This is a genomic window from Cupriavidus pampae, from assembly GCF_914271485.1.
In the GTDB taxonomy this organism is placed as follows: Bacteria; Pseudomonadota; Gammaproteobacteria; order Burkholderiales; family Burkholderiaceae; genus Cupriavidus; species Cupriavidus pampae.
On record NZ_CAJZAG010000004.1, the window covers coordinates 40184 to 58733 of the forward strand.

Genomic DNA, 18550 nt, shown 5'->3' on the forward strand with positions numbered 1-18550 from the left:
CCTGTTCGTATTGGAGTCGTTCAGCGTTCACTGCGCAATTGGCGTTTTCGGCGTCGTTTTCTGCATTAAGGCGGCTTGCCGGACCGAGTCGGTCTCGTCGACAAAGCCGCCACCAAGCGCCGAGGCGAGGGCGATCTGACGATCGCGGCGCGTCATGCGCAGGTTGGCGACGTTCTGCGCGCTGGCCAGCGCGGTGGTTTGCGCGTTGAGCACGGTGAGCTGTGTGGTCAGGCCGGCCTTGTACTGCGCCATGGCAAGCTTGAGCGCGCGCTGCGCGGCGGTATCGCTGCGCTCGGCGTTGACGATCTGCGCGTCGATGGACTGGATATCCGACAGTTGCGTGGCCACATCCGTGAGCGCGTTGATCAGCGTCTCGTTGTAGTTCGCCACCGTGTAATCGAAGTCCGCATAGCGCCCCTTGAGCTGCGCGCGCAACGCGCCGCCATCGAAGATCGGCAGGTGAATGGCCGGACCGGCGGACATGGTGCGGCTGGACGCGCGCAGGAAGCGGCCCCAGCCAATCGCATCCAGGCCGATTGCGGCGGACAGGTTGATGTCCGGATAGAACTCGGCCTTCGCCACATTGACGTCGTGCAGCATGGCATCGACGCGCCACCGCGCGGCCACGATGTCAGGGCGGCGCGATAGCAGATCGGCAGGCAGGTTGTCGGGCAGGCGGACTTCGGCGCCGGCACCCAGCGTCGGCCGCGTGATCGCGAGACCGCGATCGGGGCCCTTGCCAAGTAGCGCGCCGAGCTGATAGCGCGTGCGGCGGATCGATCCATCGAGCGCGGACACCGCGGCCTCGGCCGTGGCCAGGTCCGCTTCGGCGGTGCGCTTCTCCACTTCGGTCTCGAGGCCCATCGTCAGGCGACCGTTGGTCACGCGCAGCACGTCACGGCGCTGCACCACTTCATCGGCGGCGATATCGTGCAGCGTATAGAGCCGCGCGAGCTCGTTGTAGGCGCGGGCGATCGCGTTGGTCAGCGTCAGGCGGACCTGCTCGGCATCGGCTTCACTCGCACGGACCGATGACACCGCGGCTTTGAGTGCCTCGCGGTTCTTGCCCCAGAGGTCGAGTTCGTACGTGGCATCGAGTATCCCTTTGTTTTCGGAGATCCACGAACCGCCAAAGCCCTGCGGCACCAGCGCGTTCTCGCTGAGCCGCTGACGCGTCCACGAATAGCCAGCACCGACGCGCGGCAGGGTATTGGCATTGGCGCTTTCGCTCAGCGCACGCGCGGCGGCCACGCGGGCCCGCGCGATATCGAGCGTCGGGCTGCCCTGCATGGCTTCGTCGAGCAGCGCCTTGAGCTGGGCGTCGCCGAACTGGTCGGCCCAGTCGGCGGCGGGCCAGCGGCCCTGCTGGGCGGGCAGGCTCTCCGTCGCGGCGTACTGCGCGGGATCGGCAATCTGCTTGTCGCTGTGGATACCGGCAAAGTTGACGCAACCGGCGAGGGCGGCCGCCGCAACAACCGTGAGGGCGGGAGCCAGCAGACGCGAAACATGCGGAAGACGTGTTGCGTGCGGTTTATGCTGATTCATCATTTTCTGACCTATCAGTTAAATGGATAATAAAAAACGCCCTCAAGCGTTGTTGAATTTGGTGAGCAGGCGCAGGAACTCGTCGAACTCGCTCTGCGTAAAGTCGCGCAGTCGGTGATTCAGCGCCGGCGTGACAATACCCGGAATGCGAGCGGCCACTTCGCGACCCTTTTCGGTGATCACGAGATTGACTACGCGACGGTCCTCCAGGCTGCGGCTGCGCGCCAGCAGGCCGCGCTTCTCGAGCTTGTCGAGCATGCGCGTCATCAGTCCGGTGTCGATCGCGAGCACCTTGCACAGCTCATATGGGGTGCTGGCCACGCCATGCGTCAATGACAGTACGATGCCGATCTGCTGGGCCGTAATGTCCAGCGTCTGCAGCGCGGCGTCGATTTCCATCAGCAACGTATTGCGAGCGCGGTTGAGCTGAAAGCCCACGCTCTTCGTCATCTGAAAGTTGTCGTTGGTGTAGTGGTCCATGGCCATGCTCCGTATTGCTTGACGCAACATTAGCTGATGCGTCAGATAAGTGCAGAAAATTTTGCCTATCACGACGATAGGCAAAAACTAACGAAGGAGCTTTGAGTGACCTAGTAGTAACGCAGATCGGTCGCCTTGCCCCAGAACACGCGGTACGCGTAGGCCGTGTAGCCGAGGATCGTCGGCAGCACGATCGCCGCGCCAAACAGGATCACGCCCAGCGACTCCGGCGCGCTGGCGGCCTGCCAGATATCGATCTGATCCACGACCAGGTAGGGGAACAGGCTGTAGGCGAGGCCATTGAACGCCATCAGGAAGATCGCCGCGGTCCCCGCGAACGGCACCCAGCACCAGCGGTCGTTACCGACTTCCTGCAGTGCCGGCAGGCGTCGCAGCAGGCGGTCGAGGATCAGGAAGATCGCTATGGTCGCCAGCGGGATTGGCGCCAGCAGGATGATGTTCGGCAGCGAAAACCACTTCTCGAAGATGCGTTCGTTCACGAGCGGCGTCACCACCGAGATCGCGGTCACGCCCACGCCGGTCAGCCAGAGGCTGCGGCGCGCCCAGTACATCGCGCGTTTCTGCAGGCTGCCCGTGGTCTTCATGATCAGCCAGCCCGCGCCGAGCGCGCAGTAGCCGGCCACCAGGCACAGACCCACCGCGATCGCGAACAACAGGTTGGGCCAGTCGTAGCGGAAGCCCGTGATGTACAGGCCAAGCATCAGCCCCTGCGAGAAGCTCGCCAGCAACGAGCCCGCGTAGAACGCGCGATTCCACCACGGCTTGTGCGGGTCGCGTGCCTTCACGCGGAAGTCGAAGGCCACGCCGCGCAGGATCAGGCCCACCAGCATCAGCGCCACGGGCAGGTACAGGTGCGTAAGGATGGCACCGTGCGCGATCGGGAACGCGGTCAGCAGCAGGCCCACGCCGAGCACGAGCCACGTTTCGTTGGCATCCCAGAACGGGCCGATCGACGCGATCATGGTGTCTTTGTCGGCATCGTCAGCGCGGCGCAGCAGCACACCGACGCCAAGGTCGTAGCCGTCGAGGATCACGTAGATCAGCATCGACAGCGCCATCAGGCCGAGGAAGACGAGCGGCAGCCAGCCGGCCGGTTGCGAGAGGTCGGGGATGGTGGCGTTCATTGCGCGCTCCTTGCGGGCGTCAGGATTACGGGCTGAGGCGTCATGATCCGCGAGTCCGGGGCGCCGTTCTTGCCGGCCTTGCGCGCGAGGTGGAACACCACGCTGATATAGGCGGCCAGCAGCGACACATACAGCGCGAGGTACATCGCCAGCGTGGAGCCGATCATGGTCGCGGGCACCTTCGATGCGGCCTGGGCCGTGGTCAGCACGCCGTAGACGAGGTACGGCTGGCGGCCGATCTCGGTGACATACCAGCCGGCAACAAGGCCGATCCACCCGGAGAACGTCATCGCCACGAGTACGCGTGCCATCCACGGTGCCGGCGCGCCGCGCTTGCGGAACTGCCATGCGGCCAGCCACGACACCGCGAGCATCAGCAGGCCGATGCCGACCATCGCGCGGAATGCGAAGAACAGCGGCGCCACGGGCGGGTGCTTGTCGCCGAACGCATCGATGCCCTTGATTTCGCCGTTGGCATCATGCGCGAGGTAGATCGACGCGAGCTTGGGAATCGCGATCTCGTAGTCGTTGCTGCGCGTCGTTGCATTCGGAATGCCGAACAGGACGGCGGGCGCACCCTTCTCGGTTTTCCAGATGCCTTCCATCGCGGCGATCTTGGCCGGCTGATGATGGAGCGTGTTGAGGCCGTGGAGGTCGCCTGCGACGATCTGCAACGGGATCAGGATCGCGCCGAGCATCACGCCGGTGCGCATTGCCGCGAGCGTATCGCGGCCGCGATCGCCGCGCAGCCAGCGGTAGGCGGAGAGCCCGGCGAGCAGGAACGCGACGGTCAGCCCCGAGGCCAGCAGCATATGCACGAGGCGGTACGGGAACGACGGATTGAAGATGATCTCGAACCAGCTCGTGGCATGGGCGCGGCCATCGATCATCACGAAGCCGGCTGGGGTTTGCATCCACGAGTTCAGCGCGAGAATCCAGAACGCGGAGAGCGTGGTGCCACCCGCTACGAGCAGCGTGGCGATGGTGTGCATGCGGTTGCTGACACGATGCATGCCGAACAGCATGATGCCGAGGAACGTTGCTTCGAGGAAGAATGCGGTCAGCACTTCGTAGGCGAGCAGCGGGCCGGCGATATTGCCGACGGTCTCCATGTAGCCAGGCCAGTTGGTGCCGAACTGGAAGCTCATGGTGATGCCGCTGACCACGCCGAGGGCGAACGTCAGCGCGAACACCTTGACCCACAGGCGATAGGCATCCATCCAGCTCTCGTCGCCGGTCTTGCCGTAGCGGAGCTTGAAGAACAGCAAGACCCAGCCAAGGGAGATGCTGATAGTGGGGAACAGAATATGGAAGGTGATATTGGCGGCGAACTGGATTCGCGCCAGGATCACCGGATCGACTTCGGCAAACATGGCCTCATTCCTTCTTGGCGCGCGTGGACTTGGCGGGGACCTTCTTGCTCTTCTCGGCCTTGGCGGCTTTGTCGCCGCCACCGATGGCCGATGCCAGGCGGTCCTTCACCTCTAGCAGCTTGGTCACGCGCGAACCCAGCCGCATCAGTTTTTCCAGCGAGGCCACATCGAGCTTCTGCATGTCACCCATCCAGGAGGTGACGAGCACGATCAGGCCGTACATCTCTTTCATGCGCGCCTGCGCATGCCGATCTTCGGCCGAGGAGGGCGACTCGAGCTGGACCTCGCGCAGCATCGACAACGTGGGATCGATCTCGCGCCGACGCCGCTCTTCGGCCAGCGTGCGAAAAATCGCCCACACATCGTCGGGCGCGGAGTAGTACTCGCGCCGGTCACCGGGCTGATGCGACAACCGCACGAGATTCCACGACTCGAGCTCCTTGAGCCCGATACTCACATTGGAGCGCGAGAACGACAGCGCCTCGGCAATCTCATCCGCATTGAGCGGTCGCGCGGCGGTGAACAGCAGCGCATAGATCTGCCCAACCGTTCGGTTGATACCCCAGCGGCTGCCCATCTCGCCGAAATGCAGCACGAAACGTTGAACCAACGGAGACAGTTGCATCGGGGCGGCAGGGGACATGGCGAGGGGGCGGGCTCGTTTTGAATTTTCAGAAAGTTTTGAAAGTTTAGTACGAAATGCGGGAGGCTGCATAGGGTGCGGCACTCTGTCGCGTGAGCCGTTCAGAGGTGCTCACGCATTAGGCGTGGCCGCCCACATAGACGGAAATCGCGAGGTCGATGCCGAGCTCGCCGAGCCGCTTCAGCAGCTTCGCGTCCACCGTTTCGCATGTGGTCCCGGCCGAATGCCAGATCACCGACAACTCGATCTCGCCCCCGTTCTTCTTCAACTGCCTGAATGATTGCCGATGCGGGGTGAGGTCCCGGCAGATCGACGCCACGGCTTCCTGAAGCTCCATGCCCTGGAAATCGAAAGGCACGACACAGTAACCGTGACTGGGTCCATGGCTCATCGGCACCTCGCAGGGTTGCAGGTTGGCATCGCGGCATAGCGCCGCGAGATCGGCATCACGGCTGTAGAGCCGGAGCGATGCTTCGAACGTTCTCAACCCTGTTCTCCCGAGGCATGTTGATCGCATGTTGATTGCACGGTCACGCTGTTGCATCGCTGCGTGTCGACCGTGCGGGAAAGCTTAGCAACTCGCCCAGTTCGCAGCAATTTTCGACGTTACGAAAGTTGCCCAGCGTTAGTGCGCGCGGGTCGTCGGGGGCTGCCCAACTTCGGCGCAGACCGCTATTGCCGTGGCATGCGCGAAGGCGCACGAGGCGAGGTGGCGTATGGCAGCGCGCCCGTACGCACGACCGGGGACCCGATCCCCACATTGATGCATTCTCAACGCGAGCCCCGCCACATTGAGAAAAATTGCATCGCGGTGTTCACGTCTTTCAATTTGCGCGCAGGCATCTCTCCGCAATGATGAAGCCATACGCAACTCACGAAGGCGGCATCCATGAACAAGCTTCTGAGCCTCAAGGGCATCAAGAAATCCTTCCAGTCGAAAGGCCGGTCTGTCGATGTGCTCGGCGGTCTCACCTTCGACGTCAACGAGCAGGACTTCGTCAGCATCATCGGCCCGAGCGGCTGCGGCAAGACCACGGTCTTCAACATCATCGCGGGACTGATCGACCCGGATACCGGCGAGATCAGCTATCGCGGTCAGCAGGTAACCGGATTGCGCGGCAAGGTCGGCTACATGATGCAGCGCGATCTGTTGTTCCCCTGGCGCACGGTGCTCGAGAACGTGATGCTCGCGCCTGAACTTCAGAAGCTTCCGCTGCGCGAGGCACGCGAGAACGCGATGGAGTATCTCAACACGTTCGGTCTCGCCGGCTTCGACAAGGCGTACCCGAAGACGCTGTCGGGCGGCATGCGTCAGCGCGTGGCACTGATTCGCACGCTGATCTCGGACCCCGACGTGCTGCTGCTGGACGAACCGTTCTCGGCGCTCGACTACCAGACGCGCCTGTACCTCGAGAGCGTACTGCTCGACGCCGTGGATACTTTCAAGAAGACGGTGATCCTGGTCACGCACGACATCGACGAAGCCGTCGCGCTGTCGAAGCGCGTGGTCGTGCTGGCTGGCAAGCCGTCGCACGTCAAGCAGGTGTACGACATCGACATCAACGAGAAGTCGCCGATCGGCGCGCGCAGCCACGCGAACTTCTCCGGGTACTTCCACCAGCTATGCGCGGAACTGGATATCCAGACGCGCAAGCACTGATCATCCAGTCATCGAGGAAATCATCATGAGTCGCGTCATGACCAGCGCGGTGCCGGCCACAGCCGCCCCCGCCCCGCGCAAGAACACCAAGTCCCGCAACCGCTTCGACAACCTGTGGGGACGATCGCTGCTCCAGCTGTTCATCGCCGCGCTCGTGCTGCGGGCGTGGCAGTTTGGCGTCGATGCCGGCTGGATCTCGGCCTTTATGGTCGGCGCCCCTGCGGATATCTGGAAATCGCTCGTGCGTGGTGCTGCCGACGGACAACTCTGGAGGGACAGCTACTACACGCTGTTCGAAGCGATCCTCGGCTTCGCAATCGGCACCATCGCCGGTTCGGCGCTCGGACTCGCGCTCTGGTACTCGCCGTTCGTCGCGCGCCTGACCGAGCCGTTCATCATCGCCATCAACAGCATCCCGAAGATCGCCTTCGGTCCGATCGTGATCCTGTGGTTCGGCACTGGGCTCATCTCCAAGGTTGCTCTGGCTGTGTCGCTGACGTCGATCGTCGCGTTGATCGCGGCCTATCAGGCTGCCAAGAACGCCGATCTGGATCTCCAGACGCTGCTCGTCACTCTCGGCGCGGACAAGAAGGAGATCTTCTTCAAGGTGATCGTGCCATCGTCGCTGCCCGCAATCATCGCGACCTTCCACATCAATATCGGCTTCGGTCTCGTGGGAGCCGTGGTGGGCGAGTTCATCTCGTCGGAGCACGGCCTCGGCCACATGATCTTCACGGCATCGGGGCTGTACGACCTCAATACCGTGTGGGCCGGCCTGTTCATGCTGATGGTGATCGGCTTCGGCCTCTACTTCGTCGTGGACTACGTCGAACACAAGCTGCTGCCGTGGAAGGAAGACACGCATCAGGCCACGCTCAACGTCTGAAATCATTCATCGGGATCTCATCGTGAAACTAACGTTCAAACAAGTCGCGGTGGCCATTGGCTGCGCTGCCGCGCTGATCGCCAGTGTTCCCGCCGCCGCGCAGGCGCAGAAGAAGGTCGTCGTGTCGCAGCTGTTTCAGTCGGTGATGTTCCTGCCGCTGTATGTCGCGCTCGACCAGGGGTTCTTCGAGAAGCAGGGCCTTTCGGTCACCAAGCAGACGGCGGGGTCGCCCAATGCCGCATTGTCGGCGGTGATCTCCGGCAGCGCGGACTTCTCGCTGCACGGACCCGAATGGACCGCGATCGCCGCGTCGAAGGGTGCCGACGTGCAGGTGGTCGCCGGTATCGTGAACCGCGCCGCGGTCTGGATTGCGGCGTCGCCGAAGCTCAACTACGGCGGTCCGAAGGACTTCGCCGGACAGACGGTATCGACGGGCATGATGCCCATTGCCAGCACGTCGCTGTTCAACAAGCTGCTCAACGACAGCGAGATCGATCCTGCCGCCGCGAAGATCACGATCAAGCAGGTGCAGGCGGGCGCCGAGCTCGGGCCGCTGCTGGCCGGCCAGGCAACCGTGGGCGTGTTCTACCAACCCGCGCTGGAACAGGCGGTCGCCCGGGGCTTCAAGGTCGTGCATAGCTTTCCCAAGCAATACGGGCCATACCTGCTCTCTGGGATCTCCGCGCGCAAGACGGTGGACCCCGACACGGCCGAGCGATTCGTCGCGGCGCTGGAGCTGGCGATGCGCTTCATGTCGAGCCATCCGGCTGACGCAGTCGCCATTGCAAAGAAGGAGTTTCCGTCGGTAGAGCCGCAGGTCGTCGAAGCCGCGGTCAAGCGCATGCTCGACGAGCAGGTCTACGCCACGACGGTCGCCATCTCGCCCGATGCACTGCGGGTGGCGATGGCCACCCAGATCGCGCTGGGCAACCTCAAGAGCCAGCCTGCTTACGACACGCTAATCGCCCGGTCGGTCATCGATCGCGCTATTACCCGCGCCGGCGCTCGCTGACGCTCCCACTTCAACCACAACACCGAGAAGACAACTCCTATGAAGACCTATCCGAAGTTCAAGGCCGCCGCGTGCCATATCTCGTCCGTTTTCTTCGATCAGGACGCCTGCACCGACAAGGCTTGCGACTGGATCGCCGAGGCAGCACGCAATGGCGCCGAACTGGTCGTGTTCCCCGAGGCATTTATTTCCGCGTTCCCGGTCTGGGCCGGTGTGTGGGCGCCGGTGGACACGCACGAGTTCTTCGCGAAGTTTGCCGCGTCGTCGATCACGATCGACGGGCCTGAGATGGCGCAAATTCGCCGCACCGCGCGCGAGCACGGCGTGTTCGTGTCGATCGGCATCAATGAAGCCACCACCAACAGCGTGGGCTGCGTCTGGGACACCAATGTCCTGATTGGCGACGACGGCAGCATCCTCAACCGTCACCGCAAGCTGATGCCCACGCATTTCGAGAAGCTGGTATGGACGATGGGCGATGGCAGCGGGCTGCGCGTGGTGGACACGCGGCTGGGACGCCTTGGTGCATTGATTTGCGGCGAGAACACCAATGCGCTCGCGCGCTTCGCGCTGATGTCGCAGGGCGAGAACGTGCATATCTCGAGCTTCTCGCCGCGCTTCCCGACGCATCCCGCCGGGCAGCCAGCGTACGACCTCGAAGCCTCGATCCGGCTGCGCGCCGGTGCCCACGCGTTCGAGGGCAAGTTGTTCAACATCGTCTCGTCGAGCTTCCTGCAACCCGACGTCATCGACATGCTGTCGCGCGGCAATGCGGCGGTGCATCGCAATATCGACGAAGCCTCGCGCAGTGTGTCGATGATCCTCGGCCCCGATGGCGCACCGATCAGCGAAGTGATTCGCGACGAGGAAGGTATTGCCTATGCGGATATCGACGTGGCCAAGTGTGTGGTGCCGAAGCAGTTCCAGGATGTAGTCGGGTACTACAACCGCTTCGATGTCTTCTCGTTCGGCGTGAACCGCAACGCCCACAGCCCAGCCACCTTCAACAACGGTCCGGTGGAGCCGGAGTACGGCGAGCCGCAGTGGAAGGGCGTGCCCGAACTCGAGATCGCCGGCTGAGCGCGATCCAGACCATTGCCCGGCCTTGCGATGGCCGGGCTGTCCCGTCACGTCAATGCGTACCCATCCCATGCCGACCCAACCGATATCCCTGCCAAATGCCAACCCCCGCCGATCTTCCTTCCGCGGTCTGCTGCAGTGTGTCGCCGCGCTGCTGATCGTCACGACGGCACCCGTCGCCATGGCGGAGAGCAAGAAGGTGGTGCTCTCGCAGTTGTTCCAGTCGATCCAGCTGCTGCCTGTCTATGTGGCCATCGATGGTGGCTTCTTCGACAAGGAAGGCCTCGCCGTCACCAAGCAGACTGCGGGATCGGCCAACGCGGCGCTCTCCGCGCTGCTTTCCGGAACGGCCGATTTCTCGCTGCACGGGCCGGAATGGAGCGCGATCGCGGCGGAGAAGGGCGCATCTGTGCAGGTCATCGCCAGCGTGGTGAGCCGCCCGTCGTTCTGGATTGCCGCCGCGCCGGATGCGAAGTTTGAAACGGTCAGTGACCTCAAGGGGCAGACCGTGGCCACCGGGATGATGCCCACCACGAGCACATCGATGTTCATGAAGCTGCTCAAGCAGAACGGGTTGAAGGCCGGTGGCGACGTGAAGGTGACGCAGGTGCAGATCGGCTCCGAGCCTGGGCCGCTACTGGCGGGGCAAACCAAATTCGCGGTGCTGTACCAGCCCGGACTTGATCAGGCCGTCGCACAGGGCATGAAGGTCGTCTATAGCTTCTCCAGCATGGCCGACGCTTACACCGTGGCAGCGATCAGCACGCGCCGGGATATCGATCCCGACACGGCGACGCGGTTCGTCAAGGGCCTCCAGGCCGCGCTCGTCTCCATGCAGCGCGACGTGCCCGGCACAGTGGCCATCGCCCGGCGCCAGTTCCCGACGCTCGATCCGGCGGTGGTCGATGCCGCGGTCAAGCGTATGGTCAGCGAGCGCATCTATTCCACCTCCGTCGATATTTCGCCGGAGGCCTTCAAGAACTCGATGGCGACGCAGGTCGAGCTCGGCAACCTCAAGACCATGCCCGCTTACGACGCGATCGTATCGCGCCGCTATATCCGCGCGGCGCTCGGAGACAAACCATGACAGAAAGAGGCAACGTGCCGAGCATCCGCGCAGCGCAGGTGCGCCGGGCCATCGTCCCGTTCGAGCAGCCGTTGCGCACGGCAAGCGGCATGATGCAGGCCGCGCCGTTGGTGATTCTCGATATGCCAACCAGCGCGGGGATCACCGGCCATGCCTATCTGTTCTGCTATACCCCGACGGTGCTGGAGGCTGCCGCGCGCTTGACGCAGGACGTCGCCAAGGCACTGGCCGGACAACCGCTGGCGCCGTATCAGGCGATGCAGAAGCTCCGTAGCCAGTTCAAGCTGCTGGGTACGGCCGGGCTGCTGGACATGGTGTTGTCGGCCATTGATATGGCGCTCTGGGACGCGTGGAGCAAGTTCCTCGGCCAGCCGCTTGCCACATTGCTCGGCGCCGACCTGTCGCTGCCGCGCGAAATTCCGGTCTATGCGAGCTTCGGCATGGAGAACGCGGACCAGACGCGCCGCAACGTAGAGCAGGCGCTCGGCGACGGGCATCGCCATATCAAGATCAAGATCGGACATTCCACGCTCGGCGCGGACCTGACCGTTGTCGAAGCGGCCCTGGAGGCAATGCAGGGCAGGGCGTCGCTGCTTATCGATTACAACCAGGGTCTCACCGTGGCCGAGGCGCTCGTGCGATGCAAGGCCCTCGATGCCTACGGCCTGACGTGGATCGAGGAACCGACGAGCTTCGACGACCTCGAGGGTCACGCGGAGATCGCGCGTCATGTCACCACGCCGATTCAGGCCGGCGAGAACCTGTGGGGGCCGACGCAGATCGCCGCGAGCCTCGCGGCCGGCGCGTCCGACCTGATGATGCCCGATCTCGGCAAGGTCGGCGGCGTGACGGGCTGGCTGCAGGCCAGCGCGATCTGCGCGGCACGGCGGGTCTCGGTATCCAACCATTTCTATCAAGAGACCAGCGCGCATCTGATGCTCGTGACACCGGGCGCCCATCTGCTCGAATACTTCCGGATGGCGGACCCGATTCTCGAGCATCCGCTGCAGGTGAGCGAGGGGCGCGCGCGGGTCTCCGATATGCCCGGTAGCGGCGTGGCATGGAGGGAGGACCGACTCAAGCAGTTTCTTTTCTGATTGCCCGCGCTGGCCGGGGTCCCGGCCTCACAGCGCATCCCTCATCCCTCGTCCCTCATTCCTGGTTATCTCCCGCAGTCCGCTTTATGTCCGCTTCCCGTTCGCTCTTTATCCCCGACCGCTTTACGCTGATGCTGGTCGGGGCGCTTATCCTCGCACGCCTGTTTCCCGCCAGCGGTATGGCGGGCATTGTCGTCCAGCACCTCACCACCGCCGGCGTGGCCGCGATGTTCTTCCTCCACGGCGCACGGCTGTCGCGTGACGCCATCCTGTCCGGCATTGGTCACTGGCGCCTGCATGGCATGGTGCTGGGCAGCACCTTTCTGCTGTTTCCGTTGCTCGGACTCGTATTCCAGCCCTTGCTCGCCCGCTGGGTTGGCCCCGCGCTCTATGTCGGGGTGCTCTACATGTGCCTGCTGCCATCGACGGTGCAGTCATCGATCGCCATGGTGTCTATGGCGCGCGGCAATATTCCGGCGGCGGTGTGCAGCGCATCGGCATCGACACTGCTTGGCATCGTCGTGACGCCGCTGCTCGTCGGCCTGCTGATGGCACGTCCAGAGGCGACCACTGCCGCCAGCAGCTTCGATGCGATCGGCCGCATCACCTTGCAGCTCTTCGTGCCGTTCGCGGCCGGTCATCTGCTGCGTCCGTGGATCGGTACCTTCGTCACCGATAACGCGCGCCTGCTCAAGGTGGTCGACCAGGGGTCCGTGCTGCTCGTGGTGTATGCCGCGTTCAGTGCCGCCGTGGTCGAAGGGCTCTGGCGGCAGGTTAGCTGGAACGAACTGGCGGGGCTGATGGTGATCGACGCCGTGCTGCTTGCCGTGGCGCTGTCGCTCACGGTCTGGACCGCACGCCGCCTCGGCTTCAGCAAGGAAGACGAGATCACGATCATGTTCTGTGGCTCGAAGAAGAGCCTGGCGAGTGGCGCGCCGATGGCGAATATTCTGTTTGCCGGGAGCGCGGTGGGTGTGATCCTGTTGCCTGTGATGCTGTTCCATCAGATCCAGCTGATGGTATGCGCGGTGCTTGCCCAGCGCTATGCGCGCCGGCTGTCCTGAACGTCAGCCGACCGAGGCACGCCGGACCGGCTTCCTGGGCAGCCGGTATCGGCTGGCCGGGTCGTACAGATTGTCCTCCAGCCAGCGAATGAACGTTTCCACCTCGGGACGTTGGTAAGACTCGGGCGCGCAGGTTGCGTAGTAGGCGTAGTAGGGCGCCGCCATGATGCTCGGAAACAGCACGGCGAGCGTGCCGTTTTCGAGATGCTCGCCGACCATGCTCGGCCGTACCAGCGCGATACCGGCCTGATGCGCCGCGGCGTCCGCGAATAATCCCACGTCCGAAAACGAGAAGTGGCTCTCTGGTTCGGACCAGTCGAGTCCGGCCGCCTGGAACCATGGCCGCCAGGGATCGATCGAGCAGCGCAGCAGGTACTCGGGACGCAGATCGGCAACTCTCTTGAACGGCCCACGCCGGCGCGCGAACTCTGGATGGCATACCGCGACAACCTTTTCGTCGAGCACCTTCACGACATTGCGGCCCGGATAGTTGCCATCGCCAAACCGAAAATCGATATCGGCGGGTTCGGCTTTCGCGCCGATCAGTGGCACCGACAATTGGATATCGACCTCGATCGAAGGAAACTGCTCGCGGATTTCCTCCAGGCGCGGAATCAGCATGCGGGCTGCGAATGTAGGCGGAGAGCTAAGCCTTAGTTTTTGCTTGGGACTGGCCGCGCGGCCGCGCGTGGAGAAGTAGCTGAGTGCGTAAAGCGCGCCGCGGACGGTTTCCAGATACGACTGCCCGTCGGGTGTCAGCACGATATTGCCGTTGACCTTGGTGAACAGGGTCAGGTTAGTGAAGTCCTCGAGCTGCCGGATGCGATGACTGACAGCGCTCGGCGTGATGTTCAACTCCTTCGCGACGAGCACGCCGCTTTCAAGCCGTGCGCGGGCCTCGAAGGCCAGCAGGCAGTGGATCGGCGGCAGGCGGGACGAGATGACGGACATGGCGCAGAGTATGGCATACGGGCGGTGCCCTGCTAGATCCGCGCCGCAACCGGGATGCAGAAGGTCATCGTGCTACCTCGGCCTGGTTCGGAGGACGCTTCGAGCGTCCCGCCATGTGCCTCCATGATGGAGCGGCAGATGGCCAGGCCCATCCCTATCCCGGTATTTTTCGTCGTAAAGAACGGATCAAAGATATTCGCGAGGGTGGCGGTATCCATACCACTTCCACTATCCGATACCTCGACGCTCACATAGCCGCCTTCAACCTGCGACGACACACTGAGTTTGCGAGCGACCGTTGGCGTCTCGGTCATGGCTTCAAGCGCGTTGGTGATCAGATTGAGCACAACCTGCTGTAACTGGATTCCGTCGCCGATCACCGCTTTTCCGGACGCTGACAAGGATATTGACAGTCGTACGCCCCGATCCTCGATCTCGGGCCGCATGAGTTCAAGCACGCGGATTACGACTTCATCGATAGCAAGCGGTGCGAGCGAAGCAGGTGTCTGCTTCGCCAGCGCCCGAAGCGCCCGGACAACCTCGGACGTGCGCGCTGCCGCGCTGTTGATCTGGTCGAAAGCTGCCACGGCTTCGGGCACATCGGGAACGCCCCTTGTGAGCCAGCGTCGTCCTGCTCCGCTGCAATTCATGATGGCCGCCAATGGCTGGTTAATCTCGTGCGCGATCGACGCCGCCATGCCTCCCATGACCGTCAGATGCGACGTCCTCGCCAGGTCCGCTCTTGCTTTCACCAATGCCGCCTCCGTTTCGGCTCGTCGTTCATTCTCATCGACGAGTTCCCTGTACAGGCGCGCGGTCACAATGGAATTGGCCGCATGTTGGGCCAGCATTTCAAGGAGGGCTGCCCTGTCCGCGTTGCCCCCCTTCGTGGCGTGATTGTTCTCCAGATAGAGCACGCCGACAATCGTTCCCTGTTGCATCAGAGGGAAGCACATGGCGGAGCGTACGGGGCGGCGGCTCTTCCCGGTCGCCGGATCGGATGCCAGCTCGCGGTCGGCGTTGGCGAATGCCACGAGCCTTCGATTGCGGATGGTTTTGCTGAGGACGGCCAACGGGAGCATCGCATCGGTGGGAGCCGAGGCGACGGTTTCAAAAACGATTCTTCCATGAAGCGACGTGCCGACGGCTTCGACAATAGGCTCACCGCCTTTCATCAATAGCAGCACGCCATATTGCGCATCGGCCTGGAGAATCATCGTCTCCAGGACTCTCTCGATCAACTTCTCTAGCTGAATCTCTTCAGAGAATGCCTGAACCGCCCGCATGCCTTGATGCAAATCTTTCTCCATGTCGTGTCTCCGGTGCAGCAGCGCGCCCGTACCGCCTTCCGACTCATTGGAATGCGCCCGGTCCCTTACGATCAAGCGCTGCACCTTTGCATGCGCCCCCCAAACACCATAGCAATAGCGCGCCCGCCTGACATGCTCGAGCGCCAATTCGACATCCCCTTGAGATTGGCGGTGCATCGCGGCGAGCTCCCAGGCGATCGCTTGAACCATGAACTGGCCGCTGGCATGGGCGGCCAGTGCGGAGCTGGAATAGAGCTGCGTAGCGAGGGCATCGTCTCCACGTACGCGCGCCAACTCGGCAGCAACTAGCAAAGCTTTGCCGCCGACGCCTGGAAACTCGGTACCCAATTCCTCAAGTAGCACCCGCCGTGTCTCGATGTCGTCAACGATCGCGGGGCTGACTTCCGACGACGTTGCTGTTGGGGACGTAGCTCTTGATCTGGCGATGGCACCAAAGAACACGAGGCTCGGTCCGCGGCGGTGAGGCACGGTCGCTGCCAGTGCCTCCGCCGCGCGGAACCGCTCTATAGCCAATGGCACCCCGCCGTCGAAGAATGCCGTCAATCCCGAGTAAAGATGCAGAAGCAGCCGGGTTTCCCGCAGACGCCTGGTGAGTCGCTGGTCGGCTTCCAGAGCAGCGGGCAGCGAGAAGGGAGGCTCATCGCGTATGGGGTTGTCATGACGCAGTTCCCGCACGAGTCGAATCTGAGCACCGACTAACATTTCCGTCGCTCTGTCGCCAGCGCGGCGGGCGGCCTCGATCGCAATGCGTGCTTCGGCGTGGACCCGACCCAAATGCTCGCCGTTCGCTATCCGAGTCGCGATGCCGTCGGCAAGCCGACTGGCAACTCTCTGGTCATGTCCAATGGACGACTGCTTCACTCAGCCACTCTGACCCGCTTGGCTTGTTGAGCGGGTACGGTGCCGTGCCCGTGCCCAATGTCGAGCCGGTACAGCCGGACAGGGCGCTTGATCCGAGTCTGCCCCCCGTTAAACAATCCGATGCGGTCGATCTGGGGCACCGGAAGGTACAACCGGCCTCGACTATCGAACGCGGGCGCATCGACCCAATGCAGCCTGGCATCGGTAATGACGGTTTCTGTGATGCCGCTTGGCAAGATCCGTTTCAGCGAGTTCGAGGCCAGATCCGAGTAATAGAAGTTCCCGGCGCCATCCATCACCGAGCCGCCCATGGGCGGCAGATCCCGCCAGGGGAGGACCTTGCCCGCAAGCTGTTCCGGTGTCAGAGAGACGTCGTTCAACCAGTGAGTCTCGATCTTCGACCACGGGCCCTCGAGCGGGCCGAAGTACAGCCACTGCCCATCGTGACTAACCTCCAGGGGGTCTGCGTGGACACGGAGCGGATTGCCGTCCGGACCACGTAGGATCCGTCCGTCGACGACGATGCTCCGTTCGGCCGATGCGGTCGTGGAGTGATCTCTTTCCAGCACCCGACGCGCCACACCGGATCGTAGGTCCAGAACAATCAGACCGGGATCACCTGCGTCGGTCAGATACGCGTGGTCACCATGGAGCCGAATGTCATCGATGTAGCTGTGAGTGCGCGCCACGTCCGGGCCAAATGGAATGATCCGCGTGATCTTGCCGGTCGAAAGATCGATAGCGACGAGTTTTGCCGCGCCAGGTACGACGGTCCCGCCAAAGGCTGTCACGCCGGTGTCGACGATCCACAATTGGCCGGCACCGTCGCGGCGCAGCGCGTTGACGTTGACGAAGCGGTGCTCGACAGGAACTGATGATTGAGTGGTGTTCCACGCTTCGTCCGGAAACGGAACAGGCGTCCCGTCGCTGCCGATACGCGCCACTGATGGGCCGCGGGATCCGGTCCATAGCGGCCCCGCGACATAGATGCCACCGGCATCATCGATCGCCGTTGCATTCCAGATCATGCTGTCGCTCTCGGCCACCACATGCAGCGTGGGTGCCGCAGCGCTGGTCGTGGCGGCGGCAAATAACACGGCCGCCAGCGTTAAGGAGATGGTCCACATTTTCATGATTTAACGTTTCTACACTCGTGTAATTTCTATTTTTATTCTAGAGATCTGTGACGAAGGAAACAGTTATTCCGTGGTTCCGATAGCGCTAGTCTTTCAGGCCGTGGACCATACACCTTCGTCTGATCACGCATCGTTCTGCGGACGCCTCATCAGCATTCAGACAGCGTGCCCTTGCGGAACCGTCCCGGCGTCATTGCGGTGCTTCGACGAAACTGTTTGACGAAATGAGAGGCGTCGTTGTACCCGCACCGATGACCTATCTCAGCGACACTGAGGTTGCGGAATGCACGGCTCATCAGCATGTACTTCGCGGATTCGATTCGTGTCTGCATCAAGGATTGCGACATTGAGATTCCCAACGTCGCGAGATGGCGATGAAGACTTCGAATCGACATGCCAAGATCGGCGGCTATCTCGGCAGCGGTGATGTTTGTCTCGCGGTGCCTGTCGCGGATGCAACTCAGGATCTTCTCGGCCAGTTCGGATGACCGAGCGGATGACCGAGCGGACGCCCGAGACAGCGAGACTTCGCTGGGGGGATTGAGTGCACGCCCGGCGAGCGCTCCGAGCTCGTTGGTCAGCGCTGAAGCGTCCTGGGGGATCGAATGCTGAAAGTCCAGAAACATCTGTTTTATAAACGCGCACAGTACTCGAGCCCATCCGCTCGATGCATCGATACGCTGACCGACGTGATCGTCGGCCTGGCAGATCCAGCCTTCGACCCAGCTCACCGGCAATCCGATCAGAATGAGATCGGACTCGTCCTGCAGCTGGATCGCATACTCCCTGCCCGAACTCAGTAGTACCGCGTCATCGCCCTGCTGCCCTACCGGGCCCCTCTCGGTATGCACGGACCAGGCGCCGTGGTTGGACGTCACCAGGTGGTAGCAGTCCCGTGAGTCCACGGCGATGTTATGCCTGGTCCTCCGCACCGTTCTACCAACATTGACAACAGTCCTGCTCATACGCAGCGGCCCAAAATTGCCAGAGAGAAGCTTCGCCTGGAAGTCCACCGCATCGGGGATATCGATCTCGCTTCTGGCAAGGGAGTGGCCGATCGCGTCGATCCAGTACTCCTTTCTTAGCCGGGGCTGGACGTCGTCGGTGGACCAGAACCGGAGCGACATGTTTGGCTTTCCATGCTTGCTCACCCAGTGTGAGCGTCCCTTCAATAGTGCGGCAAGTCGACCGCATAGCGT

Annotated in this window: 17 protein-coding genes; 7 read left to right on the forward strand and 10 right to left on the reverse strand. The window is 62.8% G+C overall.

Annotated elements, in window-relative coordinates; genetic code table 11:
- Positions 1–27: 27 nt before the first annotated feature.
- The 6 genes from LDO41_RS11040 to LDO41_RS11065 form a co-directional block, all read right to left on the reverse strand.
- The gene (locus LDO41_RS11040; RefSeq protein ID WP_377741590.1) at positions 28–1548 is read right to left on the reverse strand and encodes an efflux transporter outer membrane subunit; all 1521 of its coding nucleotides are present in this window, start codon (positions 1546–1548) and stop codon (positions 28–30) included.
- Between the two features lie 39 nt (positions 1549–1587).
- Complete coding sequence (locus LDO41_RS11045) at positions 1588–2025, reverse strand: MarR family winged helix-turn-helix transcriptional regulator (protein WP_223987308.1); 438 nt, start codon at positions 2023–2025, stop codon at positions 1588–1590.
- A 110-nt stretch (positions 2026–2135) separates the two neighbouring features.
- Positions 2136–3170, reverse strand: a complete 1035-nt coding sequence (locus LDO41_RS11050) for a cytochrome d ubiquinol oxidase subunit II (RefSeq protein WP_223987311.1) — start codon at positions 3168–3170, stop codon at positions 2136–2138.
- On the reverse strand, positions 3167–4543 hold the full coding sequence (locus tag LDO41_RS11055; protein WP_223987324.1) for a cytochrome ubiquinol oxidase subunit I: 1377 nt from the start codon (positions 4541–4543) through the stop codon (positions 3167–3169). The genes LDO41_RS11050 and LDO41_RS11055 overlap by 4 nt, the downstream gene beginning before the upstream one ends.
- 4 nt (positions 4544–4547) lie before the next feature.
- Positions 4548–5168 (reverse strand): GbsR/MarR family transcriptional regulator, encoded by a 621-nt coding sequence (locus tag LDO41_RS11060; RefSeq protein ID WP_223988691.1) that lies wholly within the window; start codon positions 5166–5168, stop codon positions 4548–4550.
- 136 nt (positions 5169–5304) lie between these two features.
- Entirely contained in the window at positions 5305–5673 is a 369-nt protein-coding gene (locus tag LDO41_RS11065; protein WP_223987327.1) for a DUF4279 domain-containing protein, read from the reverse strand.
- A gap of 402 nt (positions 5674–6075) precedes the next feature.
- Here LDO41_RS11065 and LDO41_RS11070 point away from each other — a divergent pair, with 402 nt between their 5' ends.
- From LDO41_RS11070 to LDO41_RS11100, 7 genes are all read left to right on the forward strand, one after another.
- Complete coding sequence (locus LDO41_RS11070; protein ID WP_223987330.1) at positions 6076–6846, forward strand: ABC transporter ATP-binding protein; 771 nt, start codon at positions 6076–6078, stop codon at positions 6844–6846.
- A gap of 25 nt (positions 6847–6871) precedes the next feature.
- Positions 6872–7732: an ABC transporter permease gene (locus LDO41_RS11075; protein ID WP_223987335.1), complete on the forward strand. Its 861-nt coding sequence runs from the start codon at positions 6872–6874 to the stop codon at positions 7730–7732.
- A 22-nt stretch (positions 7733–7754) separates the two neighbouring features.
- The gene (locus tag LDO41_RS11080) at positions 7755–8744 is read left to right on the forward strand and encodes an ABC transporter substrate-binding protein (protein ID WP_223987338.1); all 990 of its coding nucleotides are present in this window, start codon (positions 7755–7757) and stop codon (positions 8742–8744) included.
- Positions 8745–8783: 39 nt separating this feature from the next.
- Positions 8784–9824, forward strand: coding sequence for a carbon-nitrogen hydrolase family protein (locus LDO41_RS11085; protein WP_223987341.1), 1041 nt, complete (start codon positions 8784–8786; stop codon positions 9822–9824).
- 55 nt (positions 9825–9879) lie between these two features.
- Positions 9880–10911, forward strand: coding sequence for an ABC transporter substrate-binding protein (locus LDO41_RS11090; protein WP_223987344.1), 1032 nt, complete (start codon positions 9880–9882; stop codon positions 10909–10911).
- The gene (locus LDO41_RS11095) at positions 10908–12008 is read left to right on the forward strand and encodes an enolase C-terminal domain-like protein (RefSeq protein WP_223987347.1); all 1101 of its coding nucleotides are present in this window, start codon (positions 10908–10910) and stop codon (positions 12006–12008) included. Before LDO41_RS11090 ends, LDO41_RS11095 begins: the two co-directional genes overlap by 4 nt.
- An 86-nt stretch (positions 12009–12094) precedes the next feature.
- Positions 12095–13072: a bile acid:sodium symporter family protein gene (locus tag LDO41_RS11100; protein ID WP_223987350.1), complete on the forward strand. Its 978-nt coding sequence runs from the start codon at positions 12095–12097 to the stop codon at positions 13070–13072.
- A gap of 3 nt (positions 13073–13075) precedes the next feature.
- On the opposite strand, the gene LDO41_RS11105 is transcribed toward LDO41_RS11100, so the two are convergent.
- The 4 genes from LDO41_RS11105 to LDO41_RS11120 form a co-directional block, all read right to left on the reverse strand.
- The gene (locus LDO41_RS11105) at positions 13076–14023 is read right to left on the reverse strand and encodes a LysR substrate-binding domain-containing protein (protein WP_223987353.1); all 948 of its coding nucleotides are present in this window, start codon (positions 14021–14023) and stop codon (positions 13076–13078) included.
- Positions 14024–14055: 32 nt separating this feature from the next.
- Complete coding sequence (locus LDO41_RS11110) at positions 14056–16215, reverse strand: GAF domain-containing sensor histidine kinase (protein ID WP_223987357.1); 2160 nt, start codon at positions 16213–16215, stop codon at positions 14056–14058.
- Positions 16212–17348: a major royal jelly family protein gene (locus LDO41_RS11115; RefSeq protein ID WP_223987360.1), complete on the reverse strand. Its 1137-nt coding sequence runs from the start codon at positions 17346–17348 to the stop codon at positions 16212–16214. The genes LDO41_RS11110 and LDO41_RS11115 overlap by 4 nt, the downstream gene beginning before the upstream one ends.
- Positions 17349–17500: 152 nt before the next feature.
- Positions 17501–18478, reverse strand: a complete 978-nt coding sequence (locus tag LDO41_RS11120) for a helix-turn-helix domain-containing protein (protein WP_223987363.1) — start codon at positions 18476–18478, stop codon at positions 17501–17503.
- Positions 18479–18550 lie beyond the last annotated feature (72 nt).